Source organism: Eubacterium multiforme (assembly GCF_030813415.1).
Taxonomy (GTDB): domain Bacteria; phylum Bacillota; class Clostridia; order Clostridiales; family Clostridiaceae; genus Clostridium; species Clostridium multiforme.
In genome coordinates, this window is record NZ_JAUSUF010000001.1 from 477,576 (window position 1) to 496,574 (window position 18,999).

Consider the following 18,999-nt stretch of genomic DNA (forward strand, 5'->3'; position numbering starts at 1 on the left):
CCCTATACAAATTCCAAATTAAAGAAATATGCAAATACTTCCCTAATATTTGCATATCGTTTTTATTTTATTCTAATATATCAATTATCCATTTTCCACAGTCAGCACATTTATAAACTCTTATAACAAATAAATCTAAAGAATCATTATTTAATACATCCTCAAATTTATCCTTTTCTTCCTTTGTAATAAATTCATCTTCTCCATTTATATATCCATGAATTTCAACATAATAATTATCTTTGCTAACTTTACAACATTCATTAATTTCAACACAACTTATTTTTTCATAAGTTAATTTATCTTCTAACTCTTTTATTATTGGAATTATATCTTCGTACTCTTTTATGTCATCAAAAAAATCCTCTTCATAAAAAGCCATATCTTTTATTTTAAATAATTCTTTCATTTTCATTCCTCCTAATATAGGTCATATTCTTCACCATTTATAATACTATGCTATAATATAAAAAAGCAATTTATATATTTTAACGGAGGTAATTTAATGTTTTTTGACAGTCATATGCATACAAAATTTTCATCAGATAGTAAGATGCAAATTGAAGATGTAATAAAACAAGGACAAGCTTTAAATATAGGAACTATTTTAACAGAACATATGGATTATAATTATCCTAAAGAAGATTTATTTAAATTTGACCCTAATAAATTTTTTAATGAATACTCAAAATATAGAGGAGATAATCTTCTTCTTGGGGTAGAAATTGGATTATCTTCCTCCTCTTTAAGTAAAAATAATAATTTATCAACTTCTTATCCCTTTGATTTTATTTTAGGCTCAATACATTCAGTTAATGATGTAGATATATTTACTGATGAAAGTAAAAATGATCTTACAAAAGCAGAATATCTTACTTTATATTTTAAGGAAATGATAAAAGATATTAAAGAATTTGATAATTTTGATTCATTATCCCACATTGACTATCCTTGTAGATACTTAAAAGGAAAAGATAAGGAAATAAATCTATCAGAACTTGGAGAATATGTTGATGAAGTATTTAAAATATTAATAGAAAAGGAAAAATGTTTAGAAATAAATACTAAGAAATTTGATGATAAAAATTTCATCCATTCTATTTTTAATCTTTGTAAAAGATATAAGGAACTTGGTGGTAAATATATAACAGTAGGTTCAGATGCTCATAATAAAGACAGAATAGGAAAAGATTTTAATATTGCAAAGGATATAATACTTGAAACTAATTTAACACCTGTATACTTTAAGGAAAGAAAAATAAATATAATTCATTTATAAAAGAAAGCTATGACCTTATAAGCCATAGCTTTGTTTTATGTTTTTATGCATTCTTTTAAATTCTTTTTTAATTAAAAGGAAATCTTCTAAATCATTTAAGAACTGAAAAAGCATAGCTCTATTTTCAAATTCTTCCCTAGTTTTTGGTAATTCCATCTCTTTATATTCAGCTCTTAATCTATTTAATTTATATAAAAGTTCTACACAATCATTATCTGCATATATATTATTTGCAATATTTTCAGTAAAGTCAGACATTATAAGTGTCTGATCATACGTTATTGAAAATCTTGAAAAGTGAGAATTCATTCTTTTTATTGTATCAAATTGTTTTATACGCATTTCCACATAATCAATAAAATAAAATTCATCTTTAAACAAATAATTATTATTTATTTTATAAGCTAAAAGCCTAGTTTCTTCAAGAACTTTTTTAACCTTTTTAAATCTTTTTCTTTCATTTATTGGTACAGCCTTTGTTACAAGACTTTTTGCCATATCAGCTATTATATTTCTATACTGCTCTTCAATAAATTCTTTATTTTTATTAAATTTAGATTCTAATGATGGCATATATAAATTAAATACAGATGCAATTCCAATTCCTATTAAAGTTAAGATTTCTTCATTAAATATCCAGCTTAAATTTATATTGCTTCCTGTTAGAAGGTGAGTTGATAAAACAGCACCAACTACCATCCCCTCTTCCATTTTAAATTTCTTTGTTATAGGAATAAATATAAGCAAAAACAAACCAAAAACTAATGGATTATTCCCTAATATTATATATAATATAAAGGATAATAATACTGCTATAGTTGCTGCTATAAGTCTTTTTCCCCCAACTAATAAAGCTTCCTTTTTTGTATCTTGAATACTAAGTATTGCTATTATTCCTGCTGTAACTCCAAACTTAACTCCAAGTAAATTTGCTATAATTATTGAAATTGTTGCAGAAGCTGCCATCTTAAATGTATTTTTCCTTAAAAATTCCATGTTCATCCTTCCCTTAAAGCAAACTCTCTTTTACCTTCATGAAGGAATAATCTAAAAGTGATTGTAAATTGTTATTGTTCTTTCCTCCACCTTGAGCTAAATTTTGACTTCCTCCTCCTCTTCCATCAATTAGAGTAATTGAATCTTTAAGAAGATTATTCATATTAACTTCTTTTATATCTTTAGAAGATGCAAATATTAAATTAGCTTTATCTTCATTTTTAACAACCATTAATGCTATTACTCTTGAATTTTCAGTAATACTTGAAGCTAACTTACTTACGTACTTAATATCTTTTCCATCATATATTTCTTTTATAATTGAAACATCAGAAACTTTAGTTGCATTTTCTATAAGTTCTTTTATTTTATAATTAGATAATTCTCCATTAAGTATTTTGTTTTCATTATTTGATTTTTTAAGTTCTTCACTTAAATTATTTATACTATTTATTGCTTCAGTTTCATTACAGTTTAAAAATTTACATATTTTCTTTGAAAAATCACTTTTTTCAAAATAATCATTAATTGCTCTTTTTCCTGCTAAATATTCTATTCTTATATTTCCTTTATGTCTTTCATGTCTTAAAAGTTTTATACATTGAAGTTCTATTGTATTACTTGGATGAATTCCACAACAGGCATTTATGTCTAAACCCTCAATTTCTACAACTCTTATTTTTTCATTTGTATTTGGAAGGGCTCTTCTAAGTCCCATCTTTTTAAGTTCTCTTTTTTCTGGAAATAAAAAATTAACCTTTAAATTATTAAATATATTTTCATTTGCATATATTTCAGCTTCTCTTATTTGCTCTTCTGTTACATCTCCAACTATATCAATTGTACTTTTTTCTTTTCCAAGATGAATACCTGCTGTATTATGATTAAAAAGTTTAAAGAAACATCCTGAAAGTACATGTTGAGATAAATGTTGCTGCATATAATCAAATCTTCTATCCCAGTCAATTTTGCACTTAACTTTATGTATTTTTATAGGTTTCTTAGAAACTACATGATACACTATGCCATCTTTTTCATATACCTCTTTAACTTCATGCTCTCCTATCATTCCTAAGTCACAGGGCTGACCCCCTCCACCAGGAAAGAAAGCTGTTTTATTTAAGGCAACGTGAAAACCATCACCCTTTTCTAATATTTCTTCAATTTCTGCTGTAAACTCTTTTATATATTGATCTATATAATATAACTTTTCCAAACCTTAATCCTCCTTTTTTAAACTACAAAAAACGCTGCTGCAATAATTATATAAACAGCTAACAATTGAACACCCTCAAGCCAATTTGACTCTCCATCACTTGCTACTTTATTGGCAATTAAAACAGATACTATAAGTGATACAAGTTCAAATAAATTAAATACAATACTCATAGGAGTAAATAAAAGACTTAAAAATATTAAAACTGGTGCAACAAATAAAATTATTTGAAGACTTGAACCAATTGCTATTTCAACTGCTACATCCATTTTATTTTTAAGAGCCATAACAACAGCAGTACTATGTTCAGCTGCATTTCCTATTATAGGAATTAAAATTATTCCAACAAAGAATTGACTTAATCCAAGAGATTCAGTCATAGGCTCAACAGCTCCAACTAAAAGTTCACTTTCAATTGCAATTAATACTGTTGCAACTGCTAATACTCCTATGGATTTTTTTAAAGACCAATTTGCTTCTTCTCCTTCCTCTGCACTACTTTCATATAAATCCTTGTGAGTAAAAAATGAAAAAACTAAACTTAATATATATATTAAAAACATAATTATAGCTACTATAATACTTAATCCTTCATATTTAGTATTTAATAATTCTGGATTAACTGTATGAGTAAATATTGCAGGAACGCTTAATCCAATAACTGCAAATAAAAGCATACTAGAACTTACATCAATAACTTTTTTATTAAAGCTTTGAGTTTTAAATTTAAGTCCTCCAATAAACATACTAGCACCTAAAACTAATAATGTATTTCCAATTACTGAACCTGCTATTGAAGCTTTAACTACATCAAAAAGTCCACTTTTTAAAGCAAAAAAGGAAATTATAAGTTCAGTTGCATTTCCAAATGTAGCATTTAAAAATCCTCCAACCTTTGGACCTGTATAACAAGATATTTCTTCTGTTGCCTGACCCATAATTCCTGCAAGTGGAACTATTGCAAAGGCAGATAATAAAAATAAAATTGTAGGAGATAAATGCATAAACTCTCCTATTATACTTATAGGTATAAATATTAGTAAGTATTTCAAAAATTTCATAATGATACCTCTTTCTTCATTTGTATAATTATTTTATATAATTATACAACATATTTTTTAATTATGTTTAAATTAGTCTAACACTAGCTATATTCAGGCTTATATTTACTTTTTATACACTTAATTCATTTAAAGTATTTATATTTTACTCACATTTAATGCAAATATTTGAAAAATGATGTTGACTATAATATTTTATGGCGTTATAATAAGCACATGCACTACAAAGTTGCTAAATAAATTAATAAAAAAAGACAATGAAGAGAACAAGTAAGAATATCTAAGTCTTTACAGAAAGTTACCGGATGATGAGAGGAACAAAGACATTTATTTTGAATACATCTTGGAGTCGTACATTGAACTCTACTTTATAGATATTAGGTGTTATCGGTTAAGTACCGTTAAAAACTTTTAATGAGGTTATATATTTTTAAAATATATAATAAATTAAGGTGGTACCACGTGAGCAATCTCGTCCTTTATTATGGATGGGGTTTTTTTGTTATATAAATATAAATATAAATATAAATATAAATTAATGCTCATTAAAAAATAAAAAACTATATAAAGTAATTATTTATAACGTAAGTTTCAAAGAGTTATAAATAAAAATTTATATAGCAAATAAAAGAGTCAAAAATTTGCACAATTATTGCTCTTCTACGATATTATTATTATTTCACACATATTATTATATTGTTTTATTTAAAGAAGGTCAATAATTAATGCAAAAAATATAAAAAATACATTAGTTATTGGAGGTTGTAATGATGGAAAGAAATGTTTTAGACGTCCTAAAAGAACGTGGATACATTAAACAATTCACACATGAAGAAGAAACAAGAGAATTATTAGGAAAAGAGAAAGTTACTTTCTACATAGGTTTTGATCCAACTGCTGACAGTTTACATGTTGGTCACTTTATTGCATTAATGTTTATGGCACATATGCAACAAGCTGGTCACAGACCAATTGTTTTAATTGGTGGAGGTACTGTAACTATTGGTGACCCAAGTGGAAAGACTGACATGAGAAAAATGTTAACTGATGAACAAATTCATCATAATGTTGAATCAATAAAGAAACAAATGTCAAGATTTATTGATTTTGAAGATGACAAAGCTATATTAGTTAATAATGCTGATTGGTTAAGAGGATTAAACTACATTGATTTCTTAAGAGAAGTTGGTGGACATTTCACAGTAAACAAAATGTTAGCTGCTGAATGTTTCAAAAAGAGATTTGCTTTAGATAGAGGTTTATCTTTCTTAGAATTTAACTACATGTTAATGCAAGCATACGACTTTGTAGTATTAAATGAAAAATACGGATGTAAAATGGAACTAGGTGGAGACGATCAATGGTCAAATATGATCGCTGGTGTTGATCTAGTAAGAAAGAAAAAAGGTAAGAGCGTATACGCTATGACTTGTAGCCTACTTACTAATAGTGAAGGTGAAAAAATGGGTAAAACTGTTGGAGGAGCTTTATGGCTTGATCCTGAAAGAGTTTCACCATTTGAATTCTTCCAATACTGGAGAAACATCGATGATGCTGATGTTGAAAAATGCTTAAAGCTTTTAACATTTGTACCAATGGATGAAATTAAAGAATTATGTTCAGTTGAAGGTGCTGAAATTAATGAAGCTAAGAAGAGATTAGCTTTCGAAGTAACTAAATTAGTTCACGGAGAAGAAGCTGCTGAAAAAGCTTTAGCTGCTTCACAAGCTTTATTTGAAGGTGGCGTTGATTTAGAACACGTTCCTACTATAGAAATAACAGAAGCTCACTTAGGAAATAATCTATTAGATGTATTAGTTGAATTTGATGTATTCCCATCAAAATCAGAAGCTAAGAGATTTGTTAACCAAGGTGGATTAACTATAAATGAAGAAAAAGTTTTAGATATTGCAAAAACTTTAGAAAAAGAACATTTTGAAGATGGATTTGCAATGATTAAAAAAGGTAAAAAAGGTTTCACAAAAATAGTGATTAAATAAATTATTTAATTTAAATATTTACTTAGGGAATAAATATTTATAATATAATTTAGATTAAAAGATAACAATAATGCTAAAAAATAATGCTAATTTAAAAATAAAAAAATTTAATAATAATGCTTTAATTTAATAATAATGCTTTAATTTAAAAATAAAAGATTCGGAAAATCAAAATAATGCTAAAAAAACAATTTTAAAAATAATGCTAATTTTTAAATAATTATAATGCTAAAAAATAAAAGTTAAATAAAACACACTGTTCATAAAAGATTAAAAATAGATAGATAAAAAAATAATGCTAAAAACTTAAAAAGTTTAAATAAGTGAATCATTTTATAATGCAAGAAAAAGGTATCGATGTAATGCTTTGTCGATACCTTTTTTCTATACACTTTATTTTTTTATCTTACATCATAAATTTTATTTAATTTTTCTTGAATTGCTTTATGGATTTTATCCATATATTCATTAAATGTTTCTTTATCATTTATATATGGTGTAAGTACACAAGCTCTTAAAATTGTAACCTTTTGTTCCTTATCCCATTGAGCCTTTGTTATTCCACATCTTTGAACAAATGGTAATGGACTTTGTCCATAATCAGGCACTGCAAAATCAGTATGTGAAGTTATAAAATCATTAGTATATAATTCACCATCAACATATGATGCTTCATCAAAGAAATCATGATTTAACTTATTCATTTTAGCTAAATCAGTATTTCCTTCTTCATTAAATACAAAATCAACCATATTAAAATCTGGTCTTGTTAAATTATGCATCTTAATAACTTTATCTCCTACTTTAAATTCTTTTCCTTCAAAGTAAGTATATAAATTATAAGCACCCTCTATACCTGCTCCTATAAGTTTTCCATATCCAGTAATGTTTAATGGTAATATTCTGTGAGCTACCCAAACTGATGCTGCTGTAGCTCCAGCCTTTGATCCTTCAAGCATAAATGCTCCAAGAAGTGCTGGTATATCCATACCCTTTTCAAATACATAAGTTGCAAAATATGAAATTGAATCTCTCATTCTCTTATCTTTTATTGCAATACCACCTGCTGCATAAGGTACATATCCCATTTTATGAGGATCAATTGTAATTGAATCACCTTCACTCATTGCCTTAAATGCTTCATAAGTTTCATCTGAAGGCCAGTTAGTTTCTTCATTTAAAAATACTCCATTTTCTAAATATTTTTTCTTTAACTCATCTTTAGGTATAAAATTATAATTTTCGTCTAAGAATATAGACCTTGCATATCCACCATAAGCTGCATCAACGTGAACATAAAAATTAATTCCTTCTTTAGATAACTTATCTCTTACTGCTATAATCTTATGAATATCATCAACTGCACCCTCTTCTGTTGAACCAACAACTCCAACAACACCTAAAGTTGGAATTCCTTTAGCTGCTAATTCTCTTATTTTTCTTTCAAGAGCTTCTGTATTCATTCTATATTGCTCATTAACTTCAACAGCTTCAATATTATCTAATCCAAGGCCTATAATATCTGCAGCTTTAAGCCATGAATAATGCTTAGTTTGAGGAACTAACCATTTACCTAATTTATCAATATTTTTACCACTTCTTGCTGAATATTTTTTTAAATCATCTAGTTTTTCTGGAACTTTAGCTACTAAATCTAAAATTTCTTTAGTTGACATATTTAATAATTGCCATTCAGTTTTTCCTTCAACTAATTCTGGTGCAACTTCCTTCATTGCAAGTGGTAATGATTTAATATTTCTTGCATACCAAATACCTTCTAAGTTTGCTATTGAACCATCTGCACAAATATGTCCCCAACCTTTTTCATATCCCATAAGTTTTGCAAAATCTCCACCTACTTCTTCTTCCATTTCTGAAGTTCCTGGTGATGATTCGTAAGCAACATTATTTCCGTTATATAACATTGCTGCAAAATATCCAAGTAATGCTGGCATTAAAGTTTCTGAATTCATGTGTCCTAAAAATCTTGGTGAATGCCATGGTAATGATTGTGATCTTAATTTTATTGATAATTCAGTTAAAACATCTTCCATTTTATCTGAAGTAAAAATAAAATCTTCTTTGTTCATATCACTTCTTTTTATTATTGGCATATCTTCTGGATGATAATTTTTTCTCCACTCACTATGGTCTTCAAATAACATGTTTAAATACTTTTGGAAAGTTTGCTTATTTTCTGATTTTGGTCCTAAAAATAATGCTTTTAAGTTTAAATCTTGTCCCTTCATTTTAATCTTCTCCTTTGTAAAAAATTTTTAACTATTATATTCTAAAAAATATAGCATTTAAACCTAATTGTAATAAAATTTAAATGCTATATTATTTAAAATTAAGAGCTTTTAATAATGCTATTTTTGTTTTTTCCACTCTGGCTTCTTATACCTAAATATAATTAATGGTATTACAATACTAACTATTGTTCCTATTATTTGGAAACATATATAAAAAGTATGTTCGCTAGGTTTCATTATTGATGGTGGCATAATACTTACTATTATAGTTAATATAACTCCTATTAGTGCAAGTATAGATATAAACCACATTAATCCATTTCCATGTGAACCTAATCTAAATGCTCTTTCAACATCTGGTCTCTTATATCTTAAAACAATTGCAGAGATACATATTAAAATATAAACTATGCAATAAAGTATAGTTGTTGTAATAGTAATCATAAAGAATGCACTATTAACATTTGGTATTGCAAGATTTGCAAGTGCAAGTACTGAAACAACTACTGCTTGAATTATTACAAATGTTATAGGAATTCCACTTTCAGTTCTTTTTTGAAATACTGGTGGTAAATTTCCTTCTTCTGCAACTTTTATCATTGCTTTTGATGGACCAAGTATCCATGCACTAATTTGTGCTAAAACACCTATTAATATCATAGCTGAAATTATATTTGAAAATATTGCAGGAATACCAAGACCTGAACAATAAATAACAAATGGTTGAGTTATATTTGCTAATTCCATTTTACCATCTGGAACTGCATTAGCAACAGTTAAACCTGCTGTCAAATTTAAAACAACCAAAATTAAAACTGAAGCTATAACTGCTATTGGATAATTTTTCTTTGGATTTTCTATATTATTAGCATGAACTGATGAAATTTCAACTCCTGCAAATATGAATATTATTCCTGAAAAATAAGTTAAGCTACCAAAATTATGAAAATCAGGGAATACTTTAGACATACTAAATGCACCTAAATATCCATTTGGATTTAATCCATATTTTATTGCATATGCTATACCTAATATAACTAATGCTGCAAATGGTATATATACACCTATTAAGGCTCCCCAGTTTCCAACTACCTTTACCATATCAAACTTAAGATTTAATAATGTCATTCCCCAAAAACCTATCAATATACAAGCTGCTACAAATATACTGTTCTGAGATAATGACGGATTATTAACTACATATCCAATTAAAACACCTACTGTTGTTCCAACCATAACCATTCCGGTCATCATTTGAACCCATAAAAGCCATGAGGTTACAAAACCCCATTTTTCTCCAAGTGCTTCTTTAACCCAAACTTGTGGCCCGCCCTCTTCGGGCCAACCTGTAGCAAGTTCAGCTGCTATTAATGATATAGGAATAGCAAATATTACTACAGCGCCTACAAAATAAAATATTTGTGTCCACCCATTAATCGCAAGAGTAGGTACACTCCTTACAGTTCCGAAAAATGCCATTGTTATACCTATCAATTGAAAAAGGGTAAGTTTTTTAACACTATTCATAAATAATGTCTACTTCCTCTCTTAAATATATTTATAAAAATTATAAGGCCAAATAAAATTTACAACTTAATAGTAAACCTTTAACTGCTTATGTCAAATTAAATTTATTAATAAATACATAAAAAATTAATATATAAATAAATTTTTATCAGTAGTTGTTAAAACTTTATTTATACATAGTACTTTTTCATAAAATATAATCTACAATATATAGTCATTAAAAATTATATATATCCTTATGAATATACTTTGAAAATATTATTAATAACAATTACATAAATTTAAATCAAAAGAATTTTCTGAATATTTAAATATAATATTTTTTTTAAAAACAAGATTAAAATATTATCTTATATATTTCTTTAATAAAAAATATTACTTTTAATTAATAAACTAAAAAAATATAAGCCTTTTATCCTATGTTTAAATATTGTTAATTTTTGCACTAATTATCTTAAAATCCTATCATCATAGTTGAATGATGTACATCTTAAATATAAATTTTTGTAATTAGCGTTAATTGGTATAATATAGAATATATTAAGGAGATGTTTTTAATGGAAAAACAACATAATACTGATGTAAACGTTGACGCTTTATTTTTAGGCCCAAAAGCTGAAAATGAAGAATTTTTCTTGAAAAATTTAACAAAAATGTTTACTGAACATTCTCAATGGAGAAAAAATTTCCACCCTGAAGATGAAAATGTTATTACAGGTGATAGATTAACAAATAAAAACTTTATAGAAACTCAAAAGAAAACTGAATGTGTTTTAGAAGAGCTTTCTTCTAAATTAAGAGCAAATATGATGCCTTGGCATTCTATGAGATATATAGGTCACATGAATGCAGAAACAATAATGCCAGCATTACTCGGATATTTTGCAGCAATGATGTATAACGGAAACAATTGTGCTTACGAAGGTGCACCAGCAACTACAATATTAGAAGGCGAAGTTGGTGAAGATTTCTGTAAACTTATGAGCATAGATCCACAAACTGGCTGGGGTCATATTTCTGTAGATGGAACTACAGCAAATGTAGAAGCATTATGGTATGCTAGAAATATCAAATCATTACCACTTGCAATGAAAGAAGTTGCACCAGAACTAGTAGAAGGAAAAACTGAATGGGAACTTTTAAATATGTCAGTAAAAGAAATACTAGATATATTAGAAAAAAATAATGATAAAATTGATGCTATAAAAGAACATTCAGCTAGAGCTTCAGGTTCTCTTATCCCTAAACTCGGAAAAGTATTAGTTCCACAAACAAAACACTATTCATGGCTTAAGGCTGTAGATATTTTGGGAGTAGGTTCAGATAATTTAATACAAGTTCCAGTTGATGATCATTTTAGAATGAAAATTGATTCATTAGAGGAAATAATTAAGGACTGTGTAAGTAAAGAAATTCCTATTATGTGTGTAGTAGGAGTAGTTGGTTCAACAGAAGAAGGATCAGTTGACTGTATTGATAAAATTGCTGACTTAAGAGATAAATTCTCAAAACAAGGAATTAATTTCTACTTCCATATAGATGCAGCCTTCGGTGCATATTGCAGAGCTATTTTCTTAGATACAGATGGTTCATTTATACCTGAAAATCAATTAAAAGCTAAGCTTGAAGAACATCATGTTTTTGAACATCCTGAAAATATTAGTTGGCCTTCTAAAGATATATATATTGCATTTAGAGATATGAATAGAGCTGATAGTTTAACTATAGATCCTCATAAAATGGGTTATGTTCCTTATGCTGCAGGAGGTATTTGTATAAAAGATAAAAGAATGAGAGATTCAATATCTTATTTTGCAAATTATACTTTTGAAAAGGGAATGGATATTCCTGTATTACTTGGAGCATTTACATTAGAAGGTTCTAAAGCAGGAGCTTCTGCTGCAGCTGTATGGGCAGCTCATCAAGTATTACCACTAAATATTACTGGATATGGTAAATTAATAGGTGCAAGTATAGAAAGTGCCTTCAATGTTTATAATAGATTAGAATCTCAAAAAACATTTGAAGTAAATGGAACAAATATTATTGTAAAAACATTGACAAAACCAGAATTTAATATGGTTGACTTTGCCTTTAATATAGAAGGAAACACAGATTTAGAATTAATGAATAAGATAAATCATTTATTCTATGAAGAAGCTTCATTCTGCACAAAATTATTTACAAATGATTTCATAACTTCTCATACTATATTTGATTATTCTGGTTATGGAGATAGTCCAGTTAAGTTTGCTGAAAAATTTGGAATATCAAAAACTGAATGGGATAGAGTTCATTCAATAGGTTTATTAAGGGCTACAGCATTAAATACATTCTTCGCTGATAAGGAAACTTTTGATGTTTATGAAAAGAAAATATCAAAAGCAATTGTAGAAGACTTAAAAATAGTTCTAATGAAACTTAACAACTAAATTATTTAACCATAAATAATTAGTTTATACTTTTCTATAAATTTAAATTGACTTCATATTTATAAAATATTAATAATAAAATTTATTTTTATTATTAATATAAAAGTAATCTTTTTCATATATGTTTTATAATAAAATTTCCTATATTTTTATATAAAAATGCAAAAAAAGAGAAACTCATCTCAAATGAGTTTCTCTTAATATTTTTATATTATCTTACATCGTAGATATTTTCTAATTTCTTTTGAATTGCAGTATCTACTTTTTCCATGTATTCATCAAATGTTGCCATGTTGTTTATATATGGTGAAAGTACGCAAGCTCTTAATACTGTAACTTTTTCAACTTTATCCCACTCTTCTCTTGAGAATCCAAGTGATTTAACAAATGGATATGGGCTGTTTCCATAGTCTGGTACTGCGAAATCAGTATGTGAAGTTATGAAGTCATTATCATATAATCCACCCTTTGCATATGAAGCTTCTTCATAGAAATCATGATTTAATTCATTCATCTTAGTTAAATCAGTATTTCCTTCTTCATTGAATGCAAAGTCAACCATGTTAAAGTCTGGTCTTATTAATGTGTTAAGGATAACTTTCTTATCTCCAACCATAAATTCTTTTCCATTGAAGTGGTTATAAAGGTTAAATGCTCCTTCAATTCCAGCTCCAATAAGTTTTCCGTATCCAGTGATGTTTAATGGTAATACTCTGTGAGCTGTCCAAACTGATGCAGCTGTAGCTCCTGCCTTTGATCCTTCAAGCATGAATGCTCCAAGAAGTGCTGGTATATCCATTCCTTTTTCAAATACGTAAGTTGCAAAGTATGAAATTGATTCTCTCATTCTCTTATCTTTTACAACTATACCACCTGCTGAATAAGGGATATATCCCATTTTGTGTGGGTCGATAGTTACTGTATCACATTCGCTTATAGCTTTGAATGCTTCGTAAGTATCATCTGAAGGCCACATAGTAGCTTCATTTAAGAATACTCCATGTTCTAAGTATTTCTTCTTTAATTCATCCTTAGCTATGAAGCTATAATCTTCATCTAAGAATATTGATCTTGCATATCCGCCGTATGCAGCATCAACGTGTGCATAGAAGTTAATTCCTTCTTTAGCTAATTTATCTCTTACAGCTATGATCTTATGAATATCATCAACTGCTCCTTCTTCTGTTGAACCAACAACTCCAACAACTCCTAATGTAGGAATTCCCTTTGCTGCATATTCTCTTATTTTCTTTTCAAGAACTTCTGTATCCATTCTGTATTGTTCATTAACTTCTACAGCTTCAACTTGATCTAATCCAATTCCTATTATATCTGCCGCTTTAAGCCATGAGTAATGTTTAGTTTGAGGAACAAACCATTTTCCTAATTTTCCTAAGTTCTTACCACTTCTAGCTGATTTAGCTTTTAAATCATCTAACTTTTCTGGTACTCTATCAACTAAATCTAAGATTTCTTTTGTTGACATATTTAAAAGTTCCCATTCAGTTTTTCCTTCAACTAATTCTGGTGCAATTTCTTTCATTGCAAGTGGTAATGATTTGATGTTTCTAGCATACCAAATTGCTTCTAAGTTAGCGATTGATCCATCTGCACAAATGTGTCCCCAACCGATTCCTTCTTCATATCCCATAAGTCTTGCAAAATCTGCTCCAACTTCTTCTTCCATTTCTGAAGTTCCTGGTGATGATTCATAAGCAACATTGTTTCCATTGTATAACATAGCTGCAAAATATCCAAGTAATGCTGGCATTAAAGTTTCTGAGTTCATATGTCCTAAGAATCTTGGTGAATGCCATGGTAATGATTGTGATCTTAACTTTCTTGATAATTCAGTTAAAACATCTTCCATTTTTTCAGCAGTCATAAGGTAATCAGCTTCATTTTTATCAGCATTCTTTATGATGCACTTATCTTCTGGATGATAGTTTTTTCTCCATTGGCTATGATCTTCAAATAACATTTTTAAATGTTTTTCGAATGTATCTTTGTTTTCTGACTTTGGTCCTAAAAATAATGCTTTTAAGTTTAAATCTTGTCCACTCATTTTTAAATGCTCCTTTTCATATGTTTTGTAAGTTTACAAATCATATGACCATTTAAAATGAAAGATTAACCTCATTTTAAATGCCCATACGGTTTTTAACTTATAAATTTTATAATGCTTTTTTTAAATTTATAATGCTTTTAAATATTATTTATATAAATTAAATATTATTTATCGATTTTTTTCCATTCAGGTTTCTTAAACTTGAATATAATTAATGGTATTATTACACTTACTAATGTTCCAATAATTTGGAATGAAATATAGAAAGTATGTTGACTTGTTGGTAATATTGATGGTGGTATTAAACTTACTATTACAGTAATTGATACTCCAAATATAGCAAGTAATGCTACAACCCACATTAATCCATTACCTTTAGCTCCAAGTCTAAATGGTCTTTCAACTTCTGGCATTTTATATCTTAATACGATAGCTGCTATTGCTATTAATATGTAAACTACGCAGTAAAGTATAGTTGTTGTTACAGTTATCATAAAGAATGCACTATTAACATCTGATGTTACAACATAAGTTATTGATATTATTGAAATAACGATAGCTTGTATTAAAACAAATGTTATTGGTACTCCATTTGAAGTTCTCTTTTGGAAAACTGGAGGTAAATTTCCTTCTTCAGCAACTTTAATCATTGCTTTTGATGGTCCAAGTACCCAAGCACTTAATTGAACTAGAACACCAATAGCTATCATAGCTGATATTATATTATTAAATATTGATGGTATTCCAAGGTTTTGACAGTATATAACAAATGGTTGAGTTATATTTGCTAATTCCATTTTTCCAGCTGGAACTGCATTTGAAACTGTTAAGCCTGCTATTAAGTTGAATATAACTAATACGATAACTGATAATATAACAGCTATTGGATAGTTTTTCTTTGGGTTTTCAATGTTGTTAGCGTGAACTGATGATATTTCAACACCTGCAAATATAAATATAATTCCTGAGAAATAAGTTAAACTTCCAAAATCACTGAAATTTGGTATAAGTTTACTTGTACTAAATGTTCCTAAACAACTGTTAGGTTGTATTCCGTTTTTAAATAAATAAATTAATCCTAATACTACAAGTGCGATAAATGGAATATAAACACCAATTACTGCTCCCCAGTTACCAACTATCTTAACCATATCAAACTTAAGATTTAATAAAGTAACTCCCCAATAAGAAATAAGTATAACTACGAATATGAATATATTATTTTTTGATAAGCTTTCGTTACCAACAACATATCCAAGTAAAACTCCAACTGTTGAAGCAACCATTACCATACCGAAGAACATTTGAACCCATAATAACCATGATGTTACGAATCCCCATTTTTCTCCAAGTGCGGCTTTAACCCAAACGTGAGGGCCTCCTTCTTCTGGCCATCCTGTTGCAAGTTCTGCTGCCATTAATGATATAGGAATAGCAAATACTATAACTGCTCCTACAAGATAAAAGATTTGTGTCCAACCATTTATTGCTAACGTAGGAACACTTCTTACTGTACCAAAGAAGGCCATTGTTATTCCTATAAGTTGGAATAGTGTAAGTTTTTTAACACTGCTCATAAGACTACTTCCTTTCCTGAAAATATTTAATTTTTCATAAAAAATTATTACATCTTAAAATTTTAAATCTAATAATTTTTTTATATTTATACTTATTATTGAAAAGCATTCTCTCCTGAATAAGTACACATTATATATTATTCTCTTTTATTTTTTTGTCAAATTGCTATATAGGCCAAAGAATACACTTTAGATACAATATTCATATTTAATCAATTTTGTTTTCAATTTGTTCATCTAAAATGCTATTAAATCTGTTTTTTATTCCTTTCAATAAGTAATATAAAATATATTTTTTAATATTTGTTCATAATTAAACCTTTAACATCATTAATTTAGTGTTTTTATTTAACCTTTTTATTAACTAAAAATGTACTAAATAATTAAGGAATCACTTCCTTTTTTGTTATATTTATTCAGTAATTAAATGCAATTTTTCATAATATACTTTACTATTAATATTTTTATCCAAGTAAACATTTACATAAAATTTTATAAAAAAGGTCTATGAAAGGAGAATTATATGAGTAAAGAGTCAAATATAAATGCTATTAAACATGCTTTAGGTATACTAGTTATATTTTTAATTTTAGTTATCTTTGCTATTTTCTTTGAAAATTTTTTCTTATAAATAAAAAAATAGAATCTACATAAATAGTTTCTTTTTGAATTAACTATTTATATAGATTCCATTTTTATTTTTCCTATATTTTTTAATTTACTCTACTATTTTTCAGCTACTTCTTTCTTTTTATTAGTTAAACATAAAGCTAATACAAGTCCTATTGCTGCAATTACAGCTGAAGCAATAAATAAATTTGCAAATCCATTATTCATTGTTTGTTGGAATGTATTTTCTATAGCTACCCTAGCTCCATCTACTTGAGTTAAATAATTAGCTTTCATTGATGTAAATGCTTCATTCATAGTAGTATGTGGTGGAAGGTGACCTGCCATTCCTCTTTCAATTGCAGGTTTTGCTTTATCAAACATAAAGTTTGAAAATTCCTTCATTACTCCTGTAATACTTGTAACATCTGCATTTTGGAATGAATCAATTATATGCTTTGGAATATCTGAATTTGTAATTGAACCTGCCATTCCTCCACTAGCCCCTGGAATTTTAGGCATTACCTTCATAATTTCTGTAGGCATTTTATCTCCAGCCTCTGCTATGAAGTTTATTAATATATTTGGAGATACAGCAATACCAATACTCTTTATAAGAGATAAAGTTGATTGTGCTGATGCCGCATTTTCTTTTGCCACATAAGTTTGCATTAAATAATTAAGTGGTGTTCCCATTGTAAGTCCCATACCAGCACCCATTATTGCAAGACCTATAAGTAATACAACCATATTATTATCTTTTGCAACAATTAATGCTAGCATTAATGTACCTATAATTGTACAAGAAAATCCTACTAACAATACTGCTTTTGCTGAATATTTATCTATAAATTTACCACCTATAGGTGATGCAATACCTGTAAATACAGCCATTATAGTGATTAAATATCCACCTGAACCTTGTGCTAATCTTAATGAATTTTCACCAAATTGAGGAATAAATACAACACTCATCATTCCACATCCAACAGATAAACTCATAAGTAAAGTAAGACATATATTTCTATTTCTAAAATAGTTTAAATCTATTATTGGATCTTCAGCTCTATTTTCACGATATATGAATAAAGGTAATAATACAACAAAAATAATTAGGAATGGATAAACATCAGTTGATCTTAATGATTCACTAAATTTATGGAAATTTAAATTTGTAACTGCATACATAATTGATGAAATCATAACTGCTACAATTACACTTCCAATAGTATCCATTTTTTTGTCTATATGTTTTTGTTCTACTATCTTAATCTTAATTGCCATTATAACAACTATTAAACATATTGGAACATTAATAAAGAATAATAATCCCCAATTATCTGCACCAAATAAATTTATTATTCCAGAACCTACTGTAGGTCCAAGAACTGTAGCTATACCATAAGTTGCACCAACTAATCCTAAAGCTGATCCTCTTTTTGAAACTGGGAAGCTTTCTCCTATAAATGCTGTTGCAACTGGCATAATTCCACCACCACCAATAGCTTGTATAACTCTTGCTACTAGTAGTCCATCATAACCACCTATGTAATCTGAAAATCCGCATAATGCTGAACCTATACCAAAAACAGCAACTGAAAATACGAACATTTTTTTCTTTCCATATCTATCTGATAATTTTCCTGAAATAGGCATTATAACTGCATATGCTAATGTATAAATTGTAATCATCCAAACAGATGTATCTGCACCTACTCCTAATGCATCTGCAATTACTGTTCTTGCTGGTGATACTATACCAGAATCCATACCACCTATAAATATTCCTAGTAAAAACATTGTCATAAGTGCCTTTTGCACCTTTGGTGCATACCCATTTTCATTTTCCATTTTAATTCCTCCTTTGTTAATACACCTCTTATCCCACCGCTTTATGAACCATGTTCAAATTATAGTTTTATTCTCACTTCAATTCAATGGAGAAACTGTAATATTTTTGTTAACTAATAATGATTATTAAC

General features: G+C 27.9%; 12 protein-coding genes and 1 other annotated feature. Of the genes, 3 read left to right on the forward strand and 9 right to left on the reverse strand.

Features of this window, described 5'->3' with window-relative positions:
* Positions 1 to 67: 67 nt before the first annotated feature.
* A complete protein-coding gene (locus tag J2S18_RS02225; RefSeq protein ID WP_307482690.1) occupies positions 68 to 409 on the reverse strand; it encodes a hypothetical protein in 342 nt (113 codons plus the stop codon).
* Positions 410 to 505: 96 nt separating this feature from the next.
* Between J2S18_RS02225 and J2S18_RS02230 the strand changes: the two genes are divergently transcribed.
* Entirely contained in the window at positions 506 to 1,279 is a 774-nt protein-coding gene (locus J2S18_RS02230; RefSeq protein ID WP_307482692.1) for a histidinol phosphate phosphatase, read from the forward strand.
* A 15-nt stretch (positions 1,280 to 1,294) separates the two neighbouring features.
* On the opposite strand, the gene J2S18_RS02235 is transcribed toward J2S18_RS02230, so the two are convergent.
* Genes J2S18_RS02235 through cax form a run of 3 tightly spaced genes read right to left on the reverse strand, consistent with a single transcriptional unit; the run spans position 1,295 to position 4,552 of the window.
* On the reverse strand, positions 1,295 to 2,275 hold the full coding sequence (locus tag J2S18_RS02235; protein WP_307482695.1) for an aromatic acid exporter family protein: 981 nt from the start codon (positions 2,273 to 2,275) through the stop codon (positions 1,295 to 1,297).
* A 13-nt stretch (positions 2,276 to 2,288) separates the two neighbouring features.
* Positions 2,289 to 3,491, reverse strand: a complete 1,203-nt coding sequence (locus J2S18_RS02240; protein ID WP_307482697.1) for an alanyl-tRNA editing protein — start codon at positions 3,489 to 3,491, stop codon at positions 2,289 to 2,291.
* Between the two features lie 17 nt (positions 3,492 to 3,508).
* Complete coding sequence (gene cax, locus J2S18_RS02245) at positions 3,509 to 4,552, reverse strand: calcium/proton exchanger (RefSeq protein WP_307482701.1); 1,044 nt, start codon at positions 4,550 to 4,552, stop codon at positions 3,509 to 3,511.
* Positions 4,553 to 4,800: 248 nt separating this feature from the next.
* Positions 4,801 to 5,035: a binding site (T-box leader), on the forward strand.
* Positions 5,036 to 5,322: 287 nt separating this feature from the next.
* Between cax and tyrS the strand changes: the two genes are divergently transcribed.
* Positions 5,323 to 6,552 carry a tyrosine--tRNA ligase gene (tyrS, locus tag J2S18_RS02250; protein WP_307482703.1) on the forward strand — a complete coding sequence of 410 codons (1,230 nt, stop codon included), beginning with the start codon at positions 5,323 to 5,325 and terminating at the stop codon, positions 6,550 to 6,552.
* Between the two features lie 401 nt (positions 6,553 to 6,953).
* Here tyrS and tdc (J2S18_RS02255) read toward each other — a convergent pair whose 3' ends face one another.
* Both tdc (J2S18_RS02255) and tyrP (J2S18_RS02260) read right to left on the reverse strand, forming a co-directional pair.
* Positions 6,954 to 8,801 carry a tyrosine decarboxylase gene (gene tdc, locus J2S18_RS02255; protein ID WP_307482705.1) on the reverse strand — a complete coding sequence of 616 codons (1,848 nt, stop codon included), beginning with the start codon at positions 8,799 to 8,801 and terminating at the stop codon, positions 6,954 to 6,956.
* 120 nt (positions 8,802 to 8,921) lie between these two features.
* Positions 8,922 to 10,331, reverse strand: a complete 1,410-nt coding sequence (gene tyrP / locus J2S18_RS02260) for a tyrosine-tyramine antiporter (protein ID WP_307482708.1) — start codon at positions 10,329 to 10,331, stop codon at positions 8,922 to 8,924.
* A 557-nt stretch (positions 10,332 to 10,888) separates the two neighbouring features.
* On the opposite strand from tyrP (J2S18_RS02260), the gene J2S18_RS02265 reads away from it, so the two are divergent.
* Positions 10,889 to 12,763, forward strand: coding sequence for a pyridoxal-dependent decarboxylase (locus J2S18_RS02265; protein WP_307482711.1), 1,875 nt, complete (start codon positions 10,889 to 10,891; stop codon positions 12,761 to 12,763).
* A 211-nt stretch (positions 12,764 to 12,974) separates the two neighbouring features.
* Here J2S18_RS02265 and tdc (J2S18_RS02270) read toward each other — a convergent pair whose 3' ends face one another.
* The 3 genes from tdc (J2S18_RS02270) to J2S18_RS02280 form a co-directional block, all read right to left on the reverse strand.
* Positions 12,975 to 14,828: a tyrosine decarboxylase gene (gene tdc, locus J2S18_RS02270; RefSeq protein ID WP_307482712.1), complete on the reverse strand. Its 1,854-nt coding sequence runs from the start codon at positions 14,826 to 14,828 to the stop codon at positions 12,975 to 12,977.
* A gap of 167 nt (positions 14,829 to 14,995) precedes the next feature.
* Positions 14,996 to 16,408, reverse strand: a complete 1,413-nt coding sequence (gene tyrP / locus J2S18_RS02275) for a tyrosine-tyramine antiporter (RefSeq protein ID WP_307482714.1) — start codon at positions 16,406 to 16,408, stop codon at positions 14,996 to 14,998.
* A gap of 726 nt (positions 16,409 to 17,134) precedes the next feature.
* A complete protein-coding gene (locus J2S18_RS02280; RefSeq protein ID WP_307482716.1) occupies positions 17,135 to 18,868 on the reverse strand; it encodes an MFS transporter in 1,734 nt (577 codons plus the stop codon).
* Between the last annotated feature and the right edge of the window lie 131 nt (positions 18,869 to 18,999).